At 36.1% G+C, this 20,450-nt stretch carries 11 protein-coding genes; 4 read left to right on the top strand and 7 right to left on the bottom strand.

The features are described 5' to 3' along the window. The first annotated feature begins 11 nt into the window (after positions 1–11). From C3L50_RS12135 to C3L50_RS12120, 4 genes are all read left to right on the top strand, one after another. Complete coding sequence (locus C3L50_RS12135) at positions 12–1,952, top strand: LTA synthase family protein (RefSeq protein ID WP_103806439.1); 1,941 nt, start codon at positions 12–14, stop codon at positions 1,950–1,952. Positions 1,953–2,104: 152 nt separating this feature from the next. Beyond that, entirely contained in the window at positions 2,105–6,445 is a 4,341-nt protein-coding gene (locus C3L50_RS12130; protein WP_103806438.1) for a CusA/CzcA family heavy metal efflux RND transporter, read from the top strand. A gap of 10 nt (positions 6,446–6,455) precedes the next feature. Continuing rightward, positions 6,456–7,574, top strand: coding sequence for an efflux RND transporter periplasmic adaptor subunit (locus tag C3L50_RS12125; RefSeq protein ID WP_103806490.1), 1,119 nt, complete (start codon positions 6,456–6,458; stop codon positions 7,572–7,574). Positions 7,575–7,632: 58 nt separating this feature from the next. Then, the gene (locus tag C3L50_RS12120; protein ID WP_243400377.1) at positions 7,633–8,145 is read left to right on the top strand and encodes a hypothetical protein; all 513 of its coding nucleotides are present in this window, start codon (positions 7,633–7,635) and stop codon (positions 8,143–8,145) included. A 97-nt stretch (positions 8,146–8,242) separates the two neighbouring features. Here C3L50_RS12120 and C3L50_RS12115 read toward each other — a convergent pair whose 3' ends face one another. The 7 genes from C3L50_RS12115 to purL all read right to left on the bottom strand — a co-directional run bounded on the left by C3L50_RS12115 (position 8,243) and on the right by purL (position 20,389). Next, a complete protein-coding gene (locus C3L50_RS12115) occupies positions 8,243–10,033 on the bottom strand; it encodes an acyl-CoA dehydrogenase family protein (RefSeq protein WP_103806436.1) in 1,791 nt (596 codons plus the stop codon). A 62-nt stretch (positions 10,034–10,095) separates the two neighbouring features. Further along, positions 10,096–10,323: a four helix bundle protein gene (locus C3L50_RS12110; RefSeq protein ID WP_449528504.1), complete on the bottom strand. Its 228-nt coding sequence runs from the start codon at positions 10,321–10,323 to the stop codon at positions 10,096–10,098. Positions 10,324–10,486: 163 nt separating this feature from the next. Beyond that, on the bottom strand, positions 10,487–11,668 hold the full coding sequence (locus tag C3L50_RS12105) for an acetyl-CoA C-acyltransferase (RefSeq protein WP_103806435.1): 1,182 nt from the start codon (positions 11,666–11,668) through the stop codon (positions 10,487–10,489). A 100-nt stretch (positions 11,669–11,768) separates the two neighbouring features. Further along, positions 11,769–14,159 (bottom strand): 3-hydroxyacyl-CoA dehydrogenase/enoyl-CoA hydratase family protein, encoded by a 2,391-nt coding sequence (locus C3L50_RS12100; protein ID WP_103806434.1) that lies wholly within the window; start codon positions 14,157–14,159, stop codon positions 11,769–11,771. A 76-nt stretch (positions 14,160–14,235) separates the two neighbouring features. Continuing rightward, the gene (locus C3L50_RS12095; protein ID WP_103806433.1) at positions 14,236–14,667 is read right to left on the bottom strand and encodes a MarR family winged helix-turn-helix transcriptional regulator; all 432 of its coding nucleotides are present in this window, start codon (positions 14,665–14,667) and stop codon (positions 14,236–14,238) included. A gap of 179 nt (positions 14,668–14,846) precedes the next feature. Beyond that, positions 14,847–16,619, bottom strand: a complete 1,773-nt coding sequence (locus tag C3L50_RS12090) for an AMP-dependent synthetase/ligase (protein ID WP_103806432.1) — start codon at positions 16,617–16,619, stop codon at positions 14,847–14,849. Positions 16,620–16,735: 116 nt separating this feature from the next. After that, entirely contained in the window at positions 16,736–20,389 is a 3,654-nt protein-coding gene (purL, locus tag C3L50_RS12085; protein WP_103806431.1) for a phosphoribosylformylglycinamidine synthase, read from the bottom strand. Positions 20,390–20,450: the final 61 nt, after the last annotated feature.

The following is a 20,450-nucleotide window of genomic DNA, read 5'->3' as shown; positions in this document are numbered from 1 at the left end:
TATATTATATAATGAAAAAAATAGACTTCCTTAAACCCATATTTAACTTCTTGTTTATTGGGTTATTCATTACCACTTTATCCCGAATTTTTTTATTCTTTCTATTTCAAGAAAGAGTATCACAAACTCCAAATTATTGGCATATTTTTCCTATTGGTTTGCGAATGGATTTGATTTTATTGTGTTACATTCTTTTTCTTCCAACGCTATTAATTTGCCTATTTCCGGATGCTTTATTGAAAAAAATAAGGGTGTTTTTTACTATTTATTTTGTTTTATTCTTGTCTTTGATTTTGTTTATGGAGTTGGCAACTCCCAATTTTATTGGACAATATGATACCAGACCTAATCAATTATTTATTGAATATCTAATTTATCCCAAAGAAGTTATTCAGTTGCTTTACAAAGGATATCTACTATCTATTATTGCTACTTTTATAATCATTACGGCATTTATTTATGTCTTGATAAAACGTAGAAAAAAACTTTTTGGGATAGTTCCAGCTGCATACAAAACCAAGTTGATTTTATTTCCTTTGATTGCTTTTTTATTGTTTTTTGGTGCTCGTTCTAGTCTAACTTCAAAAAGACCCATCAATTCCAGTAATGCCATATTTTCGACCGATCAATTGACGAATTGCATGGGATTGAATTCCTTTTATACGGTTGCTTTTGCTTTGTATTCAATTAAAAACGAAGGTAATAGTGATAAAGTTTATGGGAAAATGAATCCTGATGAAGCTATTGCTAGGGTCAAAAAATATATGAATGTTTCTGATAACGATTTTATTGATAAAGAATATCCTTTGCTACACAATCAATATTCGGATACTTTGGTTGCAAAACCGTATAATGTTGTTATTATTCTCGAAGAGAGTTTAGGTGCAGAATATGTTGGCTGTTTGGGTGGATTGCCTTTAACTCCTGAATTTGATAAATTGTCAAAAGAAGGTTTATTGTTTACTAATTTATATTGTACAGGAACCCGAAGTGTACGTGGAATTGAAGCTGTTGTTACAGGTTTTTTACCTTCGCCATCAGAAAGTGTTGTGAAATTAAGTAACTCACAAAGCGATTTTTATACTATTGCCAGCTTGTTAAAGTCAAAAGGTTATGATACTAGTTTTATTTATGGAGGTATGGATAATTTTGACAATATGGGGTCATTTTTTAACGGAAACGGATTCGATAATTTAATTGACGAAGAACATTTTGATCCAAAAAAATCAGTTTTTCATGCTACTTGGGGATGGTCTGATGAAGATGTAATGAAAAAGGCTAATGATTATTTTAGGTCATTAAAAACCAAACCTTTTGTTTCATTAATTTTTTCTTCCTCTAATCACGAACCTTTTGAATATCCAGAAGGAAGAATTAAATTGTATGACAAACAAAAAAATACGGTTAACAACGCAATGAAATATGCCGATTATTCTATTGGAAAGTTTTTTGAAATGGCCAAAAAAGAAGGGTATTATAAAAACACTATTTTCATTGTAATTGCTGACCACAATACTAGAACGTATGGAAAGCATTTGGTTCCGATTCACAAATTTCATATTCCAGCATTAATCATTGGACCAGGTTTTTCAAAAGGGGAAAAATACAGCAAATTATGCAGTCAAATTGATATGCAACCCACACTTTTAAGCAAGATTGGAATGAATGTTATTACACCAATGCCTGGAAGAAATTTGTTTCTCCTTCCTGAAAATACTAAAGGACGGGCAATAATGCAATTCAATGACATCAATGCTTTTAGAGTAGATAACCAAGTAATTATTATGCAACCCAACAAAGATCCTTTACAATTTAGGGTTGAAAAAGACACTATTTTTACTCCAGTAACTTTGAATAAAGAATTGGCAAAAGATGCTTTGGCACACGTGATTACCGCTTCTTATTTGTATAAAGAAAGAAAATACAATTTCAAAGAAAATAAGAAAAAATAGGCAGATTGCTGTATCTTTATAATGTATTCGAAATCAAAAAACCGTTGAATGAAACTACAATATTTTAAGTTTTTCGTAAGCATATCTTAAGTTGTTTTTAAGCATTTTGTCTTCTATTTCTCAATACTTTTGTGACATAAAATTAGAATTATATGTTGGAGAAAATTATCGCATTTAGCTTACGAAATAAACTAATCATTTTACTATTTACACTTTTGGTTATTGGATATGGGCTTTTTTCCATTACCCAAATTTCCATTGGCGCAGTTCCAGATGTAACCAACAATCAAGTGCAAGTAATCACGACTTCTCGCAATCTTTCGACCCAAGATATAGAGCAATTTATTACCTATCCTGTCGAAATTGAAATGGCTAATTTGCCTGGTGTCAAAGAAATCCGTTCCATATCAAAATTTGGGTTATCGGTAGTAACCATCGTTTTTGATGATGATTTGGGGACTTATCTTCCACGCCAACTTATTGCCGAAAAAATAAAATCGGCTTCCGAGAAAATACCTCAAGGTTTTGGAACCCCCGAAATGGGTCCCATTACTACTGGTTTGGGCGAAATATATCAATATACGCTGGAAGTAAAACCAGAATTCAAATCTCACTATTCCGTTACTGATTTGAGGACCATTCAAGACTGGGTAGTGAAAAGGCAATTATCTGGAATCAAAGGTGTTGTAGAAATCAATACTTGGGGTGGTTATCTCAAACAATATGAAATTGCCATCGTTCCCTCACGTTTAAAAGCAATGAATATCACAACTTTGGATGTATTTAATGCTTTAGAAAAAAACAACAGTATTGCAGGTGGTGCTTATATCGAAAAAACGAATCAAAGTTATTTCATTCGTGCCGAAGGAAAGGTAAAATCCATTCAAGACATCGAAAATATCGTGGTCAAAAACACAAATGGGTTGCCAGTTTATGTCAAAAATGTGGCCGAAGTTCGTTATGGAAATGCCAATCGTTTTGGTGCCATAACGGGTAATAGCGAAGGCGAAAAAGTTTTAGGTCAAGTGATGATGCTCAAAGGAGGAAACTCGAAACAAGTAATCACAGATGTCAAGAATAGGGTTGCCGAAATTCAAAAACGTTTACCAAAAGGCGTTTACATTAACGGTTTTTTGGAACGAAGCGAATTGGTTGGAAAAACTACTTTTACCGTAGCCGAGAACTTGATTTTAGGTTGTTTGATTGTTATTTTTGTAGTGGTTTTATTGTTAGGCAATTGGCGATCGGGTTTGGTTGTTGCATCGGTGATTCCGTTGTGTCTGCTTTTCGCTATTTCATTGATGAATATTTTTGGAATTGATGCTAATTTGATGAGTTTAGGCGCCATCGATTTTGGAATTATCATTGACGGAGCCGTAATTATAGTCGAGTTTATTGCATTCCAAATTGCTCACAAATCCAAAGGCTTGGAAGTTTTATCCAAACAAGATCGCCAGATAGAGATTGACCAAATCACTTATAATAGTGCTTCCAAAATGATGAATTCAGCCATTTTTGGGCAATTAATTATCCTGATTGTTTTTATACCAATTCTATCTTTGACGGGCATCGAAGGTAAAATGTTTAAACCAATGGGAATGACTTTTAGTTTTGCCTTATTGGGAGCGATGTTGTTTTGTTTTACCTATGTTCCCGTTGTTTCCTCACTATTTTTAAAACCAACCGAAGAAAATCCAAAGTCAATATCCAATAGATTAATTCAACTGATGCAATCTTGGTATTTGCCTGTAATTACTTGGGCTTTGGCCAATACCAAAAAGGTAATGTATGCAGCTGTAGGATTATTATTTATGGCTATGGGGTTGTTTGCAACAATGGGAGGAGAGTTTATTCCAACATTAGACGAAGGTGATTTTGTGATTCAACCCGTTTTAAAAACAGGAACTTCACTATCAAAAACTATTGCTACAACTACAAAAATTGAGCAAATTATTCTGAAAAACTTTCCCGAAGTGGAGCAAGTCGTGAGCAGAATTGGTGCTGCCGAAGTGCCAACCGATCCAATGAGTATGGAAGAAAGTGATATTATTGTCAAATTAAAACCCAAATCAGAATGGGTTTCCGCTTCTAGCAAAGACGAGTTGGCCGATAAAATAAAAACGGCTATTGCCAGACAAATTCCAAATATGGATATCGAATTTACGCAACCTATTGAAATGCGATTCAACGAATTGATTTCAGGAACACGTTCTGATGTGGCAGTGAAGATTTTTGGCGAGGATTTAGAAGTATTGGCTGAAAAAGCAAAAGAAATTAAAAAAGCCATTCAAAATATCGAAGGAGCATCGGATGTAATTATCGAAAAGACCGAAGGTTTACCTCAAATGGCAGTTAGTTATGACCGTTCTAAAATTGCTCGTTACGGTTTGAATATCGCCGATTTGAACGAAATAATTGCACTTGGTTTTGCTGGAAAAGCAGTTGGAAATGTGTTCGAAGGCGAAAAACGTTTCGATATGGTCATTCGTTTGGACAAAACCAATCGTCGAGATATTGAAGATTTACAAAATTTATATGTTTCGGTTCCAAATGGGGAACAAATTCCCTTGAGCGAATTGGCAAGTATCGAATATACTGAAGGTCCAGCAAAAATATCTAGAGACAATACCAATCGAAGAATTGTGGTGGGAATTAACGTGAGAAATCGAGATTTACAAAGTGTTGTTCTCGATATTCAGAATATTGTGGAAAATAAAATTAAACTCCCTGTTGGGTATTCTGTCAGTTATGGAGGTCAATTTGAAAACCTTCAAAGTGCCAAAGCTCGTTTGGCTATCGCCGTTCCAATAGCTTTGTTCTTGATTTTTATTTTGTTGTATTTTGCCTTTAGCAGCGTCAAAGAAGCCTTGATGGTGTATTCAGCAATTCCGCTTTCGGCGGTAGGTGGTGTGTTGTTTTTATGGTTGCGAGATTTACCGTTTAGTATCTCGGCAGGTGTTGGTTTTATTGCACTTTTCGGAATTGCAGTGCTCAACGGAATTGTACTTATTGAACATTTTAAAGAATTAAAACACAGCGGAATGGAAGATATGGACGAATTAATTTTAAAAGGAACAACCGATAGATTGCGACCCGTAATTTTGACAGCGGCAGCAGCAGCATTGGGATTTCTGCCAATGGCGATTTCATCATCGGCTGGTGCAGAAGTGCAACGTCCGCTGGCTACGGTGGTTATAGGAGGTTTGATTACAGCAACAATTTTAACGATGGTGGTTTTACCTATTTTGTACAAAGTTTTTGATGGAAAAGAATTCAAGAAAGCAAAATTTAAAATTCATAAAAAGAAAACTTTTCTTCTTATCGGATTGTTGTTTACTTCATTTGCTTTTTCTCAAAATGTAAGTTCAAATAGTGAACTCGACTCTTTGATTGCCAAGGCATTGGAAAATAGTAAAGGAATAAAAGCGGCTCAATTGCAAGTCGATAAAACAAAAGCGAACATCAATAATGCCTATTCGTTTGATAAAACCAATATTTATTACAGTTATGACCAAAATAATTTGGCTCAAAATAACGAACCTTTGAAGGTTTTTGGAATCCAACAACGTTTTGCTTTTCCAACGGTTTATGGAGCGCAAAAAAATGCCTTTACTGCCGAGTACGAGAAAGAAAAGGCTAGTTATGAAATCCAGAAAAACAGATTGACTCTTAATGTTTCCAATACATATTATCATATTGTGTATTTGCAACATCAAGAAAAATTGTATCGTTATTTGGATAGTTTGTACCAAAATTTCTCCAAAGCTAGCGATCGAAAATTTGAATTGGGAGAAACCAATTATCTTGAAAAAATTACGGCTCAAGCCAAGTTTAGAAAAATTAGCACCACGCTTTCACAAATTGAAAATGACAAAAAAGCGCAGTATGAAATCTTACAATCACTAGTACAATCAGAAGAAAAAGTAGTCATTTCAAGTCATAAAATTCAACCAATTGAAAAGATAACTAATGAAACAAGTAAGTTGTTGTATTCTTCTTATTTAGAAAGTGTTACTAAAAATTATAAAAACCAAATCAGTTTGCAAAAACAGCATTGGTTACCCGATTTAAACCTAGATTATTTTCAAGGAAAAAATAGTGGTTTATCCCAATCTATATATGGCTTTCAGGTTGGAGTTGGAATTCCACTGTTTTATTTTGGTAACAGAGCAAAATCGAAAGTTGCCCAATTGGAATTGCAATCTTGGGAGCAACAAAAGCAAAATGAAGAGCAAAAAATAGACAAATACATTAATCAAAAAATGAATGAATTGGCCAAGTTCCAAGAAGCGATTAATTATTACGATCAATATGGAAAAAAACTCTCGGAAGAAATTATCAAAGTGGGAAATAGAAGTTACCAACAAGGTGAAATAGATTTCTTTCAATACATTTTAAGCTTAGAAAACGCGACAGCCATTCAGGTGGATTATTTAGACAATGTGCTGCAATTCAACAAAACCCAACTGGATTTACAATACCTTAATTTTTAATATGTTACCTATGAGAAGAATCATATATAACTTCGCAATAATATCACTTTTATTTTCTTGTAAAGACGCTAAAACTGAAGAACCATTAACAAAAGATGGTGGGCTAACCACTGTTACAACCGCTCAATTTCAATCGTCGGGAATGGAAATTGCAAGTCCCGTTGAACAGGATTTTGATGTTGTTATCAACACTTCAGGAAGAATTGATGTGCCACCTCAAAATAGGGCAAAAGTGACTTCGTTTATTGGTGGATATGTCAAATCCACTACGCTTTTGGTTGGAGATAAAGTGACTAAAGGTCAGGCACTTTTAACGTTAGAAAATACTGAATATCTTGATATTCAAAAAGATTATCTAGAAGTAGCCGAGCAAATTAAATATTTAAAATCGGAATTCGAAAGACAAAAAACACTTTATGACGAAAAAATAAGTTCCCAAAAAAATTACCTCAAAGCGGAAAGTGATTATAGAAAAACTTTGGGAATATATCAAAGTTTAAGATCTAAACTGCAATTGTTGAACATCAATCCAAGCAATGTTGAGAAAGGAAAATTAACATCAATTGTTACTATTTATGCCCCAATTACGGGAGATATTGTCATTATGAATGCCAATGTTGGAATGCCAGTTGCTCCTTCGGATGTAATTTTGGAAATTGTAGATACCAATCATTTACATTTGGAATTAGCCGTATTTGAAAAGGACATTTTAAAGGTAAAAGAGAGGCAAAAGATTACTTTTACCGTTCCTGAAGCTACCAAAGAAGTTTTTGATGCAGAAGTACATTTGGTTGGAAAATCAATTGAAGGAAATGATAGAACCATCAATGTTCACGGACATTTAGATGATAAAATAAAACAAAAATTACTTACAGGAATGTTTGTTGAAGCCAAGATAAAAATCAATTCAAAACAAGGATTGGCGATTCCTGTAGATGCATTAATTATTGAGGGCAATAAAAACTTCGTACTTTTATTGGATAATGACAAAAACAATATTTATTCCTTTAAAAAAGTGGCTGTAACTGTTGGTGAAAAATCTGAAAAAACAATAGAAATTATTCCTGACGATCAAATTAATACTTCTTCAAAAATACTAGTAAAAGGCGTTTTTGATTTGGCAAACTAAAAATTATGCTTTTGAATTAAAGCGTTATAAACAGTAAAAAAATAACTTTAAATAAAAAATGATGAACGACGCACATTTACACATGGTAGTAAACCATTTTCCAATTATCGGGACGATTTTGGGATTAGGAATTTTAATTGCAAGTATTGTTTTTAAAAACAATTCGGTCAAAAACACGGCTTATGTTTTGTTTATTGTAGCAGCACTTTTTGCCGCATTTAGTATGGCAACAGGTGAAGGAGCAGAAGAAATGGTAGAAGATATGCCAAATGTTGGAAAACATATTATTCACGAACACGAAGAAATGGCAGAAAAAATGGCACTTGTATTGTATGTTTTGGGAATAATTTCACTCGCTGGATTATACTTGAACTATAAAAATCATGCTAAGGCAAAATTGGTTTCCTTCATAGCTTTGACCGTTGCTTTTATTGGAGTTTTTTTAGCGCAACAAACAGGAACAACTGGTGGAGAAATTCGTCACACTGAAATAAGAGCCAATTCAGTTTCAGCAGATGTTAAACAAAAATCGGTTAGTGGAGAAGAAGGAGAAAGCGAAGACAAGGAGTAAGAAATTATTTTTGTCAAGCAATAAATTATATGCAAAAAGAGAGGATAATATGAACTATCCTCTCTTTTTTATTTGAATTAGTTAGTTTTTTTTGATATTAGAAACAATATTCGTTTTCAGTTACTAATTTGGTTGTAATGGTTTCTCTTAAGCCAATGATATTAGGCATATTGGTGTATTTTGTAAAACGTCTTAATCCCATCAGCATCATTCGTTGTTCATCGCCTTCGGCAAAAGAAATAATGCTTTCTTTTCCTTTTTGAGTTATTACGTCAACAGCTTTATATAAATACAATTTAGCCATAGCTATTTGCTCTTGGACATTAGTTTCACCTTCTTTTTTAGCTAATTTTTCGGTTCTCAAAATGGTCGATTCTGCCATATAAATTTCGATCAAAATATCGGCAGCAGCCATCAATAATTGTTGGTGTCCCTCTAAATCGGGTCCGTATTTTTGAACGGCTCCACCAGCAACCATTAGGAACGCTTTTTTCAATTTAGCCAACATTTCTTTTTCTTCGGCAAATAATTCCGAATAATCAGGAGCGTCAAAAGACGGAATTCCCATTAATTCTTCTTGAACTTTAGTAGCTGGCCCTAATAAATCAACGTGACCTTTGAATGCCTTTTTAATCAACATTCCTACTGAAAGCATTCGGTTAATCTCGTTTGTACCTTCATAAATTCGGGCAATTCTGGCGTCACGCCAAGCACTTTCCATTGGGGTATCTTCAGAAAATCCCATTCCACCAAAAATTTGAATTCCTTCGTCAGCACAATTCTGAACATCTTCAGAAACCGCTACTTTTAGAATTGAACATTCGATAGCAAATTCTTCAACACCTTTCAATTCTGATTCTTGATGCGAAGTGCCTTCAGCTTCTCTAACGGCAATTCGATCTTCAATATCTTTGGCAGCTCTGTAAGTGGCACTTTCACCCGCATAACAAGAAGTTGCCATTTCGGCTAATTTCAACCGAATCGCTCCAAATTGAGCAATGGGCGTGTTGAATTGAATTCTCTCGTTGGCATATTTCACAGCACCCGAAGTTACTCTTCGTTGAGCGTCAAGACAAGCAGCTGCTAATTTAATACGACCTACATTCAACGCGTTCATTGCAATCTTGAACCCATTTCCTCTTTCAGAAAGCATATTTTCAACAGGGATTTTGGTTTCATTAAAGAAAACTTGACGAGTCGAAGAGGCACGAATTCCTAATTTGTGTTCTTCTTCTCCAAATGAAATTCCGTTATCCGTGGTGTTTTCTAGAATAAATCCTGTAATATTTTTATCATTTTCAATTCGTGCAAAAACGATAAATAAAGAACAAAATCCAGCATTGGAAATCCACATTTTTTGCCCCGTAATTTTATAATATGTTCCATCTTCGGACAAAACAGCTTTGGTTTTTCCAGAATTGGCATCGCTTCCAGCTCCAGGTTCAGTCAAGCAATAGGCTCCAAACCATTCTCCAGAAGCCAGTTTAGGAACGTATTTTTGCTTTTGTTCTTCGGTTCCATACAAAGTGATGGGCATTGTTCCAATTCCGGTATGAGCTCCAAAAGCAGTTGAAAACGAACCTGTAGCACCTGAAATATAGTCGCATACCAAAACGGTATTTACAAATCCCATTCCCATTCCGCCATAAGATTCAGGTACTGCCACACTCAGAAAGCCCATTTCTCCAGCTTTTTTCATAGTTTCTTCAGTAAAAGCATAATCTTTGCTTTCGAAACGATTTTTGTTAGGCCAAATTTCTTTGTCTACAAATTCTTTTACCGAATCACGCATCATAATTTGCTCTTCATTGAAATCTTCTGGAGTGAAGACATCTTCGCATTTTGTTTCTTTTACGATGAATTGACCACCGCGAGTTTTATCGTTCATATTTTTAGATTTAATGGTTGTTTAGATAAAAGGTGAAAGAATCAAGAAGAAAGATTGTTGTCTTACTTATTTATGAAACCTGTTGTCATCTTTTGAAATTCAATTATTTTGCTTTCTATTCCGGTTGTTTTTTCTTCTGATAGATAATTATTTTGAAAAGCAATCAACAATTGAGTTTGCAATTCAAATGATGAGCCTAAACTAATATTCAAATAATATTGAAAATGCTTATTTCCTCTATTTGAACCTTCTGCAATATTGGAAGGCATTGAAACCGAACAACGGTTCATTTAACTTGACAGACTATATACTTCAGATTTTGGAAAAGTTGAAGTTAGTTTGTAAATATCATTGGCAATATCCATAGCTAAAATCCAAATTTTCAAGTTCTTAAAATTATGCCTCATTTAAACTCTTGTTTCTTTATTCTTGTTTCTATTTTCTTGACTCTTTTTACAACAATTCATAAATCCCCGCACTGCCTTGTCCAGTTCCTACGCACATGCTCACTATTCCGTATTTATTATTTCTGCGTTTCATTTCGTCGAATAGTTGAACAGATAATTTTGCACCTGTACAGCCCAAAGGATGACCTAAGGCAATTGCACCACCATTAACGTTCACAATATCAGGATTGATGTTCAACTCCCGAATTACTGCTAATGATTGCGAGGCGAATGCTTCGTTCAATTCCACCAAATCAATGTCTTTCAATTCTAATCCAGCTTGTTTTAAGGCTTTCGGAATGGCTTTTACTGGACCAATTCCCATAATTCTGGGTTCAACTCCTGCGGACGCATAGCTAACCAAACGGGCAATAGGATTGAGGTTCAATTCTTTGACCATTTCTTCGTTCATAATCAAAACAAAAGCGGCTCCATCGCTCATTTGGGATGAAGTTCCTGCTGTTACACTTCCGTCAGCCGCAAAAACAGGTTTTAGTTTTGATAATACTTCCAATGAGGTATCTGCTCTTGGACCTTCGTCTTTATTGACTAGGTAGGTTTTCGTTTCTTTTTTACCATTTTCATTGATAAAAGTTTGCTCAATCGATATCGGAACAATTTGTGAATCAAATTTTCCTTCGGCTTGTGCTTTCAAGGCTTTTTTGTGGGAATTAAAAGCAAATTCATCTTGATCTTCTCTCGAAATGTTGAATTGTTTGGCCACGGCCTCTGCGGTCAATCCCATTCCCCAATAATAATCTTCGTTACCTGCTTTTGCGGCAGCGTAATCCGGTGTGGGTTTGTAACCACCCATTGGAATAAAGCTCATACTTTCAGCACCACCAGCAATAATACAATCTGCCATTCCCGATTGGATTTTAGCTGTTGCCATACCGATGGTTTCGATTCCTGAAGCACAATAACGGTTTACGGTCACGCCTGGAACATCAGTTACTTTTAATCCCATCAAGGAAATTAAGCGTCCCATATTCAATCCTTGTTCGGCTTCGGGCATTGCGTTTCCTACCATTACGTCATCGATTCTGGTTTTGTCGAAATCGGGCAATTGATTCATCATAAATTCGATGGTTTCTGCCGCCAATTCATCAGGTCTTTTGAAACGAAATACGCCTTTTGGGGCTTTTCCAACGGCTGTTCGGTAGGCTTTTACTATATAGGCTGTTTTCATAGTTTTTGTTTTTTAAGATGATAGACGAATAGATAATAGATTGATATACTTTTTGGAGTACAAATTTTGTCTATCATCTATACGTCTTTATATCTATTATCTAATTTCTTAAAGGTTTTCCTTTAGTCAACATAAATTGAATTCTTTCCAATGTCTTTCTTTCGGTGCACAAACTCAAAAACGCCTCTCTTTCTATATCCAATAAATATTGCTCACTTACCAATGTTGGTTCTGATAAATCGCCTCCAGCCATAACATAAGCTAGTTTGTTGGCGATTTTCTTGTCGTGTTCCGAGATGTATTTTCCAGCTTCCATTTGGTCAGTTCCAACTAAGAACATTCCTAAAGCTTGTTTTCCTAGAACTTTCACATCATTTCTTCGAATCGGTTGGGTGTAACCTGCTTCGGCTAGTAGCAATGCGTGTTTTTTGGCTTCTGCAATTTGGCGATCTTTATTGACAATGACAATGTCTTTTCCGTGTTGCAAAACGCCTAAATCAAAGGCTTCATAAGCCGAAGTCGAAACTTTTGCCATTGCCACGGTCAAGAAATATTCTTGCAACACATTCAATTCTACATCATTTTTGCGGAATAAATCCGATGCTCTCAAGGTCATTTCTTTTGACCCGCCGCCACCAGGAATTACGCCAACACCAAACTCCACCAACCCGATATAAGTTTCTGCAGCAGCAACGACTTTGTCAGCGTGCATACTCATTTCACAACCGCCACCCAAAGTCATCCCGTGAGGAGCAACCACAACTGGAATTCCTGAATAACGCACTCGCATCATCGTATCTTGGAACATCTTGATGGCCATATTCAATTCGTCGTATTCTTGTTCGACCGCCATCATAAATATCATTCCGATATTAGCACCCACAGAAAAATTAGCGCCTTGATTTCCAATAACCAAACCTTGGTATTCTTTTTCGGATAAATCAATGGCTTTATTGATAGCTTGCAAAACATCGCCACCAATGGTATTCATTTTCGATTGAAACTCTAAATTCAAAATTCCATCGCCTAAATCTTGTATGATGGCTCCACTATTACTCCAAACTTTTTTGCTTTCGCGAATGTTGTTCAGAATGATGAAGGCATCTTGTCCAGGAACTTTGGTTTGTGATTTATTCGGAATATTGTAGAAATAAGTAGCGCCTTCTTTAATAGAATAAAAGCTTGAAGTTCCAGAAGCTAACATATCAGTAACCCAAGTTGCTTGGGTTAATCCTTCGGCTTTCATTATTTCGATTCCGTCAGCAACACCAATGGCATCCCAGATTTCGAAAGGTCCATTTTCCCAACCGAAACCCGCCTTCATAGCATCATCGATTTTGTATAATTCATCTGAAATTTCAGGAACTCTATTGGAAACATAAGCAAATAATCCAGCGAAACTTTTTCTGTAAAATTCACCTGCTTTATCTTTTCCTTTTACCAATACTTTAAAACGATCAATAGGTTTATCAATAGTTTTGGTAAGTTCCAAAGTAGCAAAAGAAGCTTTTTTGGCAGGGCGATATTCTAATGTATCCAAGTCCAAAGAAAGAATGTCTTTGTCTACTTTTTTGTAAAAACCTTGTCCTGTTTTACTTCCGTACCATTTGTTTTCCATCATTTTGTTGATGAAATCTGGTAATTTGAAGAGTTCGTGAGCTTCGTCGTTCGGGCAGTTTTCATAAATTCCGTTGGCAACGTGTATCAAAGTATCTAAACCAACCACGTCAACCGTACGGAAAGTCGCTGATTTTGGTCTCCCAATAACTGGACCAGTCAATTTATCGACTTCTTCGATGGTCAATCCCATTTCTTTGACCAAGTGAAACAAACTTTGGATTCCGAAAATCCCGATTCTGTTTCCAATAAATGCCGGAGTATCTTTCGCCACAACCGAAGTTTTGCCTAAGAATTTTTCGCCATAAGTCGTTAAGAAATCCAATACTTCAACAGAAGTTTTTGGTCCTGGAATGATTTCGAATAATTTTAAATAACGAGCTGGATTAAAAAAGTGTGTACCGCAGAAATGTTGTTGAAAATCCTCGCATCTTCCTTCGCTCATAAAATGAATCGGGATTCCAGAAGTATTAGAAGTAATTAATGTTCCTGGTTTGCGGAATTTTTCTATTTGTTCGAAAACTAATTTTTTGATATCCAAACGTTCAACAACCACTTCGATAATCCAATCGACATTAGCAATTTTTGCTATATCGTCGGTAGTATTTCCAGTAGTGATTCGGCTAGCAAATTTTTGATGATAAATAGGCGATGGCTTTGATTTTAAGGCATTTTGGAGATGTTCATTCACCAAACGATTGCGAACTATTTTGTTTTCTAAAGTTAACCCTTTTTTGATTTCGGCTTCGGTGAGTTCGTTTGGAATTATATCCAAAAGCAATACTTCTACGCCAATATTGGCAAAATGACAAGCAATTCCCGAACCCATAATTCCGGATCCAATTACTGCAACTTTTTTGATAGATCGTTTCATTTTAAACGGTTTATGTTTTTTTTTGATTGTTGTGATTCTTGCAATTGACTTTTAAATAGGACAAGCGTTAATACACTTAAAATATTTTCTTTTCGATGATTAAGTCATTTATAATTTCTGAAACTTCCATAAAATGCTGCAATTTTTCAGCAGATACATTTTGTTTTACGGCTTCATTAAATTTCAACACGGTTTCCTTTGATAATTCTCTTTTTTCTTTTCCAAATTCGGTTAGATAAATCAATACACCTCGACCGTCAACAGGGTTGGGTTTTTTGTAAATCAGTCCTTTTTCTTCCATGTTTTTTAATGTTCTGGTTAGGCTCGTAGCTTCCATTCCCATCTTTGGCCCCAAGGCAGTTGATGGTGTTCCTTCCTCTTTGTCAATACTCAACAAGGCAAAACCAGTTGCCATTGTAGCACCGTATTTTGTAGCCTCTTCGTTGTACATTCTTGACACAGCTTGCCAAGTGGCACGAAGAACATAATCTATGGTTTTATCTTTCATATTTTTTTGGAATTTTCAAATGTAATAAAAAAATACTATGCACGCATAATAAATATGTTAATTTTTTAAAATTTGTTAATTTGGTATAAAAAACTCTTCAAAAATTGAAGAGTTTGAGTATTTAAATAATGATTAATTGTTTGAAAAAATAAAAATCATAAATGATAATACATACAATGCTAATTGTATATTTTATTATATAAATCAATATACTTTTCCATTACAATTTTCCGTCTAAGTTTTAGAGTAGGAGTGAGGTGCCCTCCGTCAATAGACCAAACATCTGGAGTTAATTCGAAACGTTTTATTTTTTCCCAATTTCCAAATTTTTCATTCAAAATATCCACTTCTTCCTGAATGCGTTCAATTACTTTTGGGTTTGAAATAATTTCTTCGTTGGTCGTACCCACTTGAATTCCGTGTAGTTTTTCCCAAGTCTTTACAAATTCAAAATTAGGCTGAATGAAAGCAGCTGGCATTTTTTGTCCATCGCCAATGACCATAATTTGTTCTATAAAACGGGATTGTTTCATAGCGTTTTCAAGTAATTGTGGCGAAATGTATTTTCCTCCCGAAGTTTTAAACATTTCTTTCTTTCGGTCGGTAATTTTAAGAAAACCTGCGCTGTCAATTTCGCCAATATCACCCGTGTGGAAATAGCCATCAACTAAGGCTTGTTTGGTCAATTCTTCGTCCTTGTAATAACCCAGCATTACATTGGGACCTTTGCAAAGAATTTCTCCGTCTTCAGCAATTTTGACTTCTACATTGTCGATTAATTTTCCAACAGTTCCCACCTTAAAACCAAAATTTCGCATATCATTCACAGCAATCACAGGAGAAGTTTCGGTTAATCCATACCCTTCTACTACAGGCATTTCGGCTGCGGCAAATACTCTGGCTAATCTTGGTTGAAGAGCAGCACTTCCTGAAACTAATAAATCTAAATTGCCTCCCAGACCTTCTTTCCATTTGCTGAAAATGAGTTTTCGGGCTATTTTTAATTGAAATTCATACCAAAAACCATTAGCTCCGTAAGGTTCATATTTTAATCCCAAATCTACAGCCCAAAAAAATAATTTTCTTTTTATTCCTTTTAACTCTAATCCTTTAGAGTAGATTTTGTCATATACTTTTTCAATAAGTCTTGGTACAGCCGTCATTACGGTTGGTCTTACTTCTTTGATGTTATCACTAATTTTATCAATCGATTCGCCAAAATATACCGAAACACCGTAAAACTGATAGATATATAAAACCATTCTTTCGAAAATATGGCAAATCGGTAAGAAGCTCATGGCTCTACTTTGGCCAGCTGTGAATGGAATTCTCGAAGCGCTATCCAACACATTAGAAACGATGTTTTTATGCGAAAGCATTACACCTTTTGGTTTGCCTGTAGTTCCAGAAGTATAAATTATAGTGGCTAAATCATCGGTTTGTATGCTATTTTTTCGTTCTTCGACAGCTTCTTGGTTGCTTTGGTCTTCGCCAAGAGTTAGTAGTTCTTTCCAGTTTTTGCAGCCTACAATTTCATCAAAAGAATAAACTCCTTTTAGATTAGGAAGATTAGGTAAAATGGAATTTACTTTTTCTAACACTTCAATATCCGATACAAAACAATATATCGAACCGGAATGATTTAGTATATATTCGTAATCTGTTTCAGATATAGTTGGATAAATGGGAACATTTTGTGCCCCAGTTTGCAATATTCCAATGTCCATAATATTCCATTCGGTTCTATTATTCGATGAAATTAAGGCAATTTTATCGTTTTTTTGAATTCCCATTTGCAATAAAGCTCTAGAAATTGTATTGGCTTTTGCGATGTATTCTTGGGTCGAAGTTTTTACCCAAACCCCATTATATTTGGTGACCAACGCATCCGAAATGTTATAATGCTCTAATTGGTAGTAAGGAAAATCAAATAATCGGGTGATTTTTTTCATTTGGAATAGTGTTTAATATTGCAAATTAGTAAAAAATATGATGTTTTTGTCTTTTTAACAAAAAAAAAGGAGTCGAAAAAAATCAACTCCTTAATGGAATAGTATTTATTTTTAGATTAATGCTTTTCAATCCACAATCTGGCATTTACAAAGGCTTCGTGCCAAGGCGTAACCTCGTCGTTTCTATCTTTTGGATAATTCGCCCAGTTCCATTGGAAAGTAGAACGCTCGATATGTGGCATCATTACCAAATGACGACCTGTTGTGTCGCAAAGCATTGCCGTATTAAAATCAGAACCATTCGGATTGGCTGGATAACTGTCGTAACCGTATTTTCCAACGATGTTGTAGTTTTCTTCGCCCATTGGCAAATTAAATTTTCCTTCTCCGTGCGAAACCCAAACTCCCAAAGTGCTTCCCGCCAAAGTCGATAACATCACCGATTTGTTTTCTTGAATTGTCACCGATGTAAAGATGCTTTCGTGTTTGTGGCTGTCGTTGTGCAACATTTTTCCGTGTACTTCGTGCTCTGGATTGATTTTTTCCAATTCCATCAACAATTGGCAACCGTTACAGATTCCCACAGAAAGCGTGTCTTCTCTTTTGAAAAAATTGTCCAAAGCGGTTTTGGCTTTCTCGTTGTATAAAAAGGCTCCTGCCCAACCTTTGGCAGAACCCAAAACATCGGAATTCGAGAATCCTCCAACAGCTCCAATGAATTGGATGTCTTCCAGATTTTCGCGTCCCGAAATCAAGTCGGTCATGTGGACGTCTTTAACGTCAAAACCAGCCAAGTACATTGAATTCGCCATTTCACGTTCCGAATTACTTCCTTTTTCACGAATGATGGCTGCTTTCGGTCTTGGTTTTGAGTTGTCAATAACAGGTGCTTTTCCAGTGAAATGTGTTGGGAATGTATAATTTAATGCTTGGTTTTTGTAATTGTCGAAACGTGCTTGGGCCGTTCCGTTTTTGGATTGTTTTTGATCCAACAAGAAAGAGGTTTTAAACCAAATGTCCCTGTATTTGGCAATATCCAATCCGCAAGGACCAAAGTCTAAAATACCATTGGTAGTGGCAGTCCCTAACTTGTAGAACGAAACGCCTTTGTTTTTCAGTACATTTTCTACTGATGCATCGTCTTTGGCTTGGAAAACCACCGCGATATTTTCGGAGAATAAATATTTGATGATGTCTTTTTCTTCGAAAACGGAGAAGTCAATTTTGGCTCCCAAATTATTATCAGCAAAACACATTTCCAATAATGTGGTAATCAAACCACCGCTTCCAATATCGTGACCAGCCAAGATTTGATTGTCCAAAATCAATTCTTGAATAGTATTAAATGCATTCTTGAAGAAAGCGGCATCTTTGATGGTTGGTGCTTCGTTTCCAATGGAATTCAAGGTTTGTGCCAAAGAAGAACCTCCCAATTTGAAATTGTCTTGCGACAAATTGATATAATAAATAGAACCACCGTCTTTTTGCAAAACAGGTTCTACCACTTTTCGAATGTCAGTACAATTTCCACCAGCCGAAATAATAACCGTTCCTGGCGCGATTACTTCGTCGTTTGGATATTTTTGTTTCATCGAAAGTGAATCTTTTCCGGTTGGAATATTGATTCCCAATTCGATGGCAAAGTCAGAACAAGCTTCAACAGCAGCATACAAACGAGCGTCTTCTCCTTCATTCTTGCAAGCCCACATCCAGTTGGCCGATAGGGAAATTCCTTTCAAACCGTCTTTAATCGGAGCCCAAACAATATTCGACAACGATTCGGCAATAGCTGTTCTGGTTCCCGCAACAGGATCAATCAAGGAGGCAATAGGCGAGTGTCCGATGGATGTGGCAATTCCTTCTTTTCCGGTATAATCCAAAGCGACCACACCACAATTGTTCAATGGCAATTGCAAAGGCCCTGCACATTGTTGTTTGGCCACTTTTCCGCCCACGCAACGATCGACTTTATTGGTCAACCAGTCTTTACAGGCCACGGCTTCTAATTGTAAAACTTGCTCTAAATAAGTAGAAATATTTTTTACGCTATATTCTAATGCTGGATAGTTGTAATCTACAGTTTTGTCCGTCATTACCGTTTTTGGTGAACTTCCGAAGAAATCTTCCAAAGCATAATCCATAGGTTTCAATCCGGTAGTTTTGGACTCGAATGTAAAACGGTGATCTGCTGTTACGTCACCCACTTGGTACATTGGAGAACGTTCCCTGTCAGCAATTTTTTGAAGCAAATCAATATCTTTTTGACCAATAACCAATCCCATTCTTTCTTGGGATTCGTTACCAATAATTTCTTTGGCCGAAAGGGTAGGGTCACCCACAGGCAATTTATCCAAATCAATCAAACCACCCGTTTCTTCCACCAATTCCGAAAGACAGTTCAAGTGTCCGCCGGCTCCGTGATCGTGAATGGAAACGATGGGGTTGTTGTCGCTTTCTACCAAACCACGAATGGCATTGGCAGCACGTTTTTGCATTTCAGGGTTTGAACGTTGCACGGCATTCAACTCGATTCCGGAACTCATCGCACCGGTATCGGCAGAGGAAACGGCAGCTCCACCCATTCCAATCCTGTAATTTTCTCCACCAAGGATAACAATTTTGTCGCCTTCTTGTGGCTTGTGTTTGATGGCTTGATCTAGTTTTCCGTAACCAATTCCTCCTGCTTGCATAATTACTTTGTCGTAACCCAACTTGCGGTTGTTTTCTTCGTGTTCGAAAGTCAAAACCGAACCCGTAATCAATGGTTGTCCAAATTTATTTCCAAAATCAGACGCTCCATTGGAGGCTTTTATCAAAATATCCATTGGCGTTTGATACAACCATTTTCTTTCGGCTACGGCATCTTCCCAAGGACGTTCTTCTTCCAATCTTGAATACGAAGTCATATAAACTGCAGTTCCCGCCATTGGTAATGAACCTTGTCCACCAGCTAATCTGTCTCTAATTTCTCCTCCCGAACCTGTTGCGGCTCCGTTGAAAGGCTCTACAGTAGTTGGGAAATTATGGGTTTCTGCTTTTAAAGAGATAACCGAATCAAATTCTTTTATTCCGTAAAAATCGGGTTTGTCGGCCGATTTTGGAGCAAATTGTTGCACTCTTGGCCCTTTCACGAAAGCCACGTTGTCTTTGTAAGCCGAAACAATATCGTTGGGATTTTCCTGCGATGTTTTTTTGATTAATTTGAAAAGAGAAGTTTCTTTTTCCACGCCGTCAATCACAAAAGTTCCGTTGAAAATCTTGTGGCGACAGTGTTCTGAATTGGCTTGGGAGAAAGCGAAAATCTCGGAATCAGTCAGTTTTCTGCCTAATTTGGTGGACAAATTATTCAAATATTCTACTTCTTCAACGCTTAATGACAATCCTTCCGATTGGTTGTAAGCAGCGATATCGCCAATGTTTAGTATGGCTTCCGGTTGAATGTGGATCGTGAAAATATCTTGATTCAACTCGGTATATTTTTGCGAAAGCATCGGGTCGAAATCAAAAGTTTCGTCAGTTGCTTTGTGAAATTCTTCAATTCGAATGATTCCGGAAATGCCCATATTTTGGGTAATCTCCACGGCATTGGTACTCCAAGGCGTAATCATTGTGGCGCGGGGACCAACAAAAAAATCCGACAATACGGATTTCTCTATTTTATGTGCGTCGGCAAAAAGCCAGTTGAGTTTTGAAATGTCTTCTGTCGAGATTTCGTTTTGTGTTTGAACTGCAAAAATAGTCTTGCTTTGGTTTTCAAAGAAATGGATCATTGTTGTGTAGTTTGTTGTATTGCGGTGCAAATTTAGGTAATTAAGACTTAAAAAAAAAGCG

The organism is Flavobacterium alvei, assembly GCF_002920895.1.
In the GTDB taxonomy this organism is placed as follows: domain Bacteria; phylum Bacteroidota; class Bacteroidia; order Flavobacteriales; family Flavobacteriaceae; genus Flavobacterium; species Flavobacterium alvei.
The sequence above is the reverse complement of the archived record's forward strand: the minus strand, read 5'-3'. Positions and strand labels throughout refer to the sequence as shown.

Excerpts from the sequence above, each read along its gene's own strand:
- C3L50_RS12135 (WP_103806439.1), top strand. The coding sequence starts at position 12 with ATGAAAAAAATAGACTTCCTTAAACCCATATTTAACTTCTTGTTTATT.
- C3L50_RS12130 (WP_103806438.1), top strand. The coding sequence starts at position 2,105 with ATGTTGGAGAAAATTATCGCATTTAGCTTACGAAATAAACTAATCATT.
- C3L50_RS12125 (WP_103806490.1), top strand. The coding sequence starts at position 6,456 with ATGAGAAGAATCATATATAACTTCGCAATAATATCACTTTTATTTTCT.
- C3L50_RS12120 (WP_243400377.1), top strand. The coding sequence starts at position 7,633 with ATGATGAACGACGCACATTTACACATGGTAGTAAACCATTTTCCAATT.
- C3L50_RS12115 (WP_103806436.1), bottom strand. The coding sequence starts at position 10,033 with ATGAACGATAAAACTCGCGGTGGTCAATTCATCGTAAAAGAAACAAAA.
- C3L50_RS12110 (WP_449528504.1), bottom strand. The coding sequence starts at position 10,323 with ATGAACCGTTGTTCGGTTTCAATGCCTTCCAATATTGCAGAAGGTTCA.
- C3L50_RS12105 (WP_103806435.1), bottom strand. The coding sequence starts at position 11,668 with ATGAAAACAGCCTATATAGTAAAAGCCTACCGAACAGCCGTTGGAAAA.
- C3L50_RS12100 (WP_103806434.1), bottom strand. The coding sequence starts at position 14,159 with ATGAAACGATCTATCAAAAAAGTTGCAGTAATTGGATCCGGAATTATG.
- C3L50_RS12095 (WP_103806433.1), bottom strand. The coding sequence starts at position 14,667 with ATGAAAGATAAAACCATAGATTATGTTCTTCGTGCCACTTGGCAAGCT.
- C3L50_RS12090 (WP_103806432.1), bottom strand. The coding sequence starts at position 16,619 with ATGAAAAAAATCACCCGATTATTTGATTTTCCTTACTACCAATTAGAG.
- purL (WP_103806431.1), bottom strand. The coding sequence starts at position 20,389 with ATGATCCATTTCTTTGAAAACCAAAGCAAGACTATTTTTGCAGTTCAA.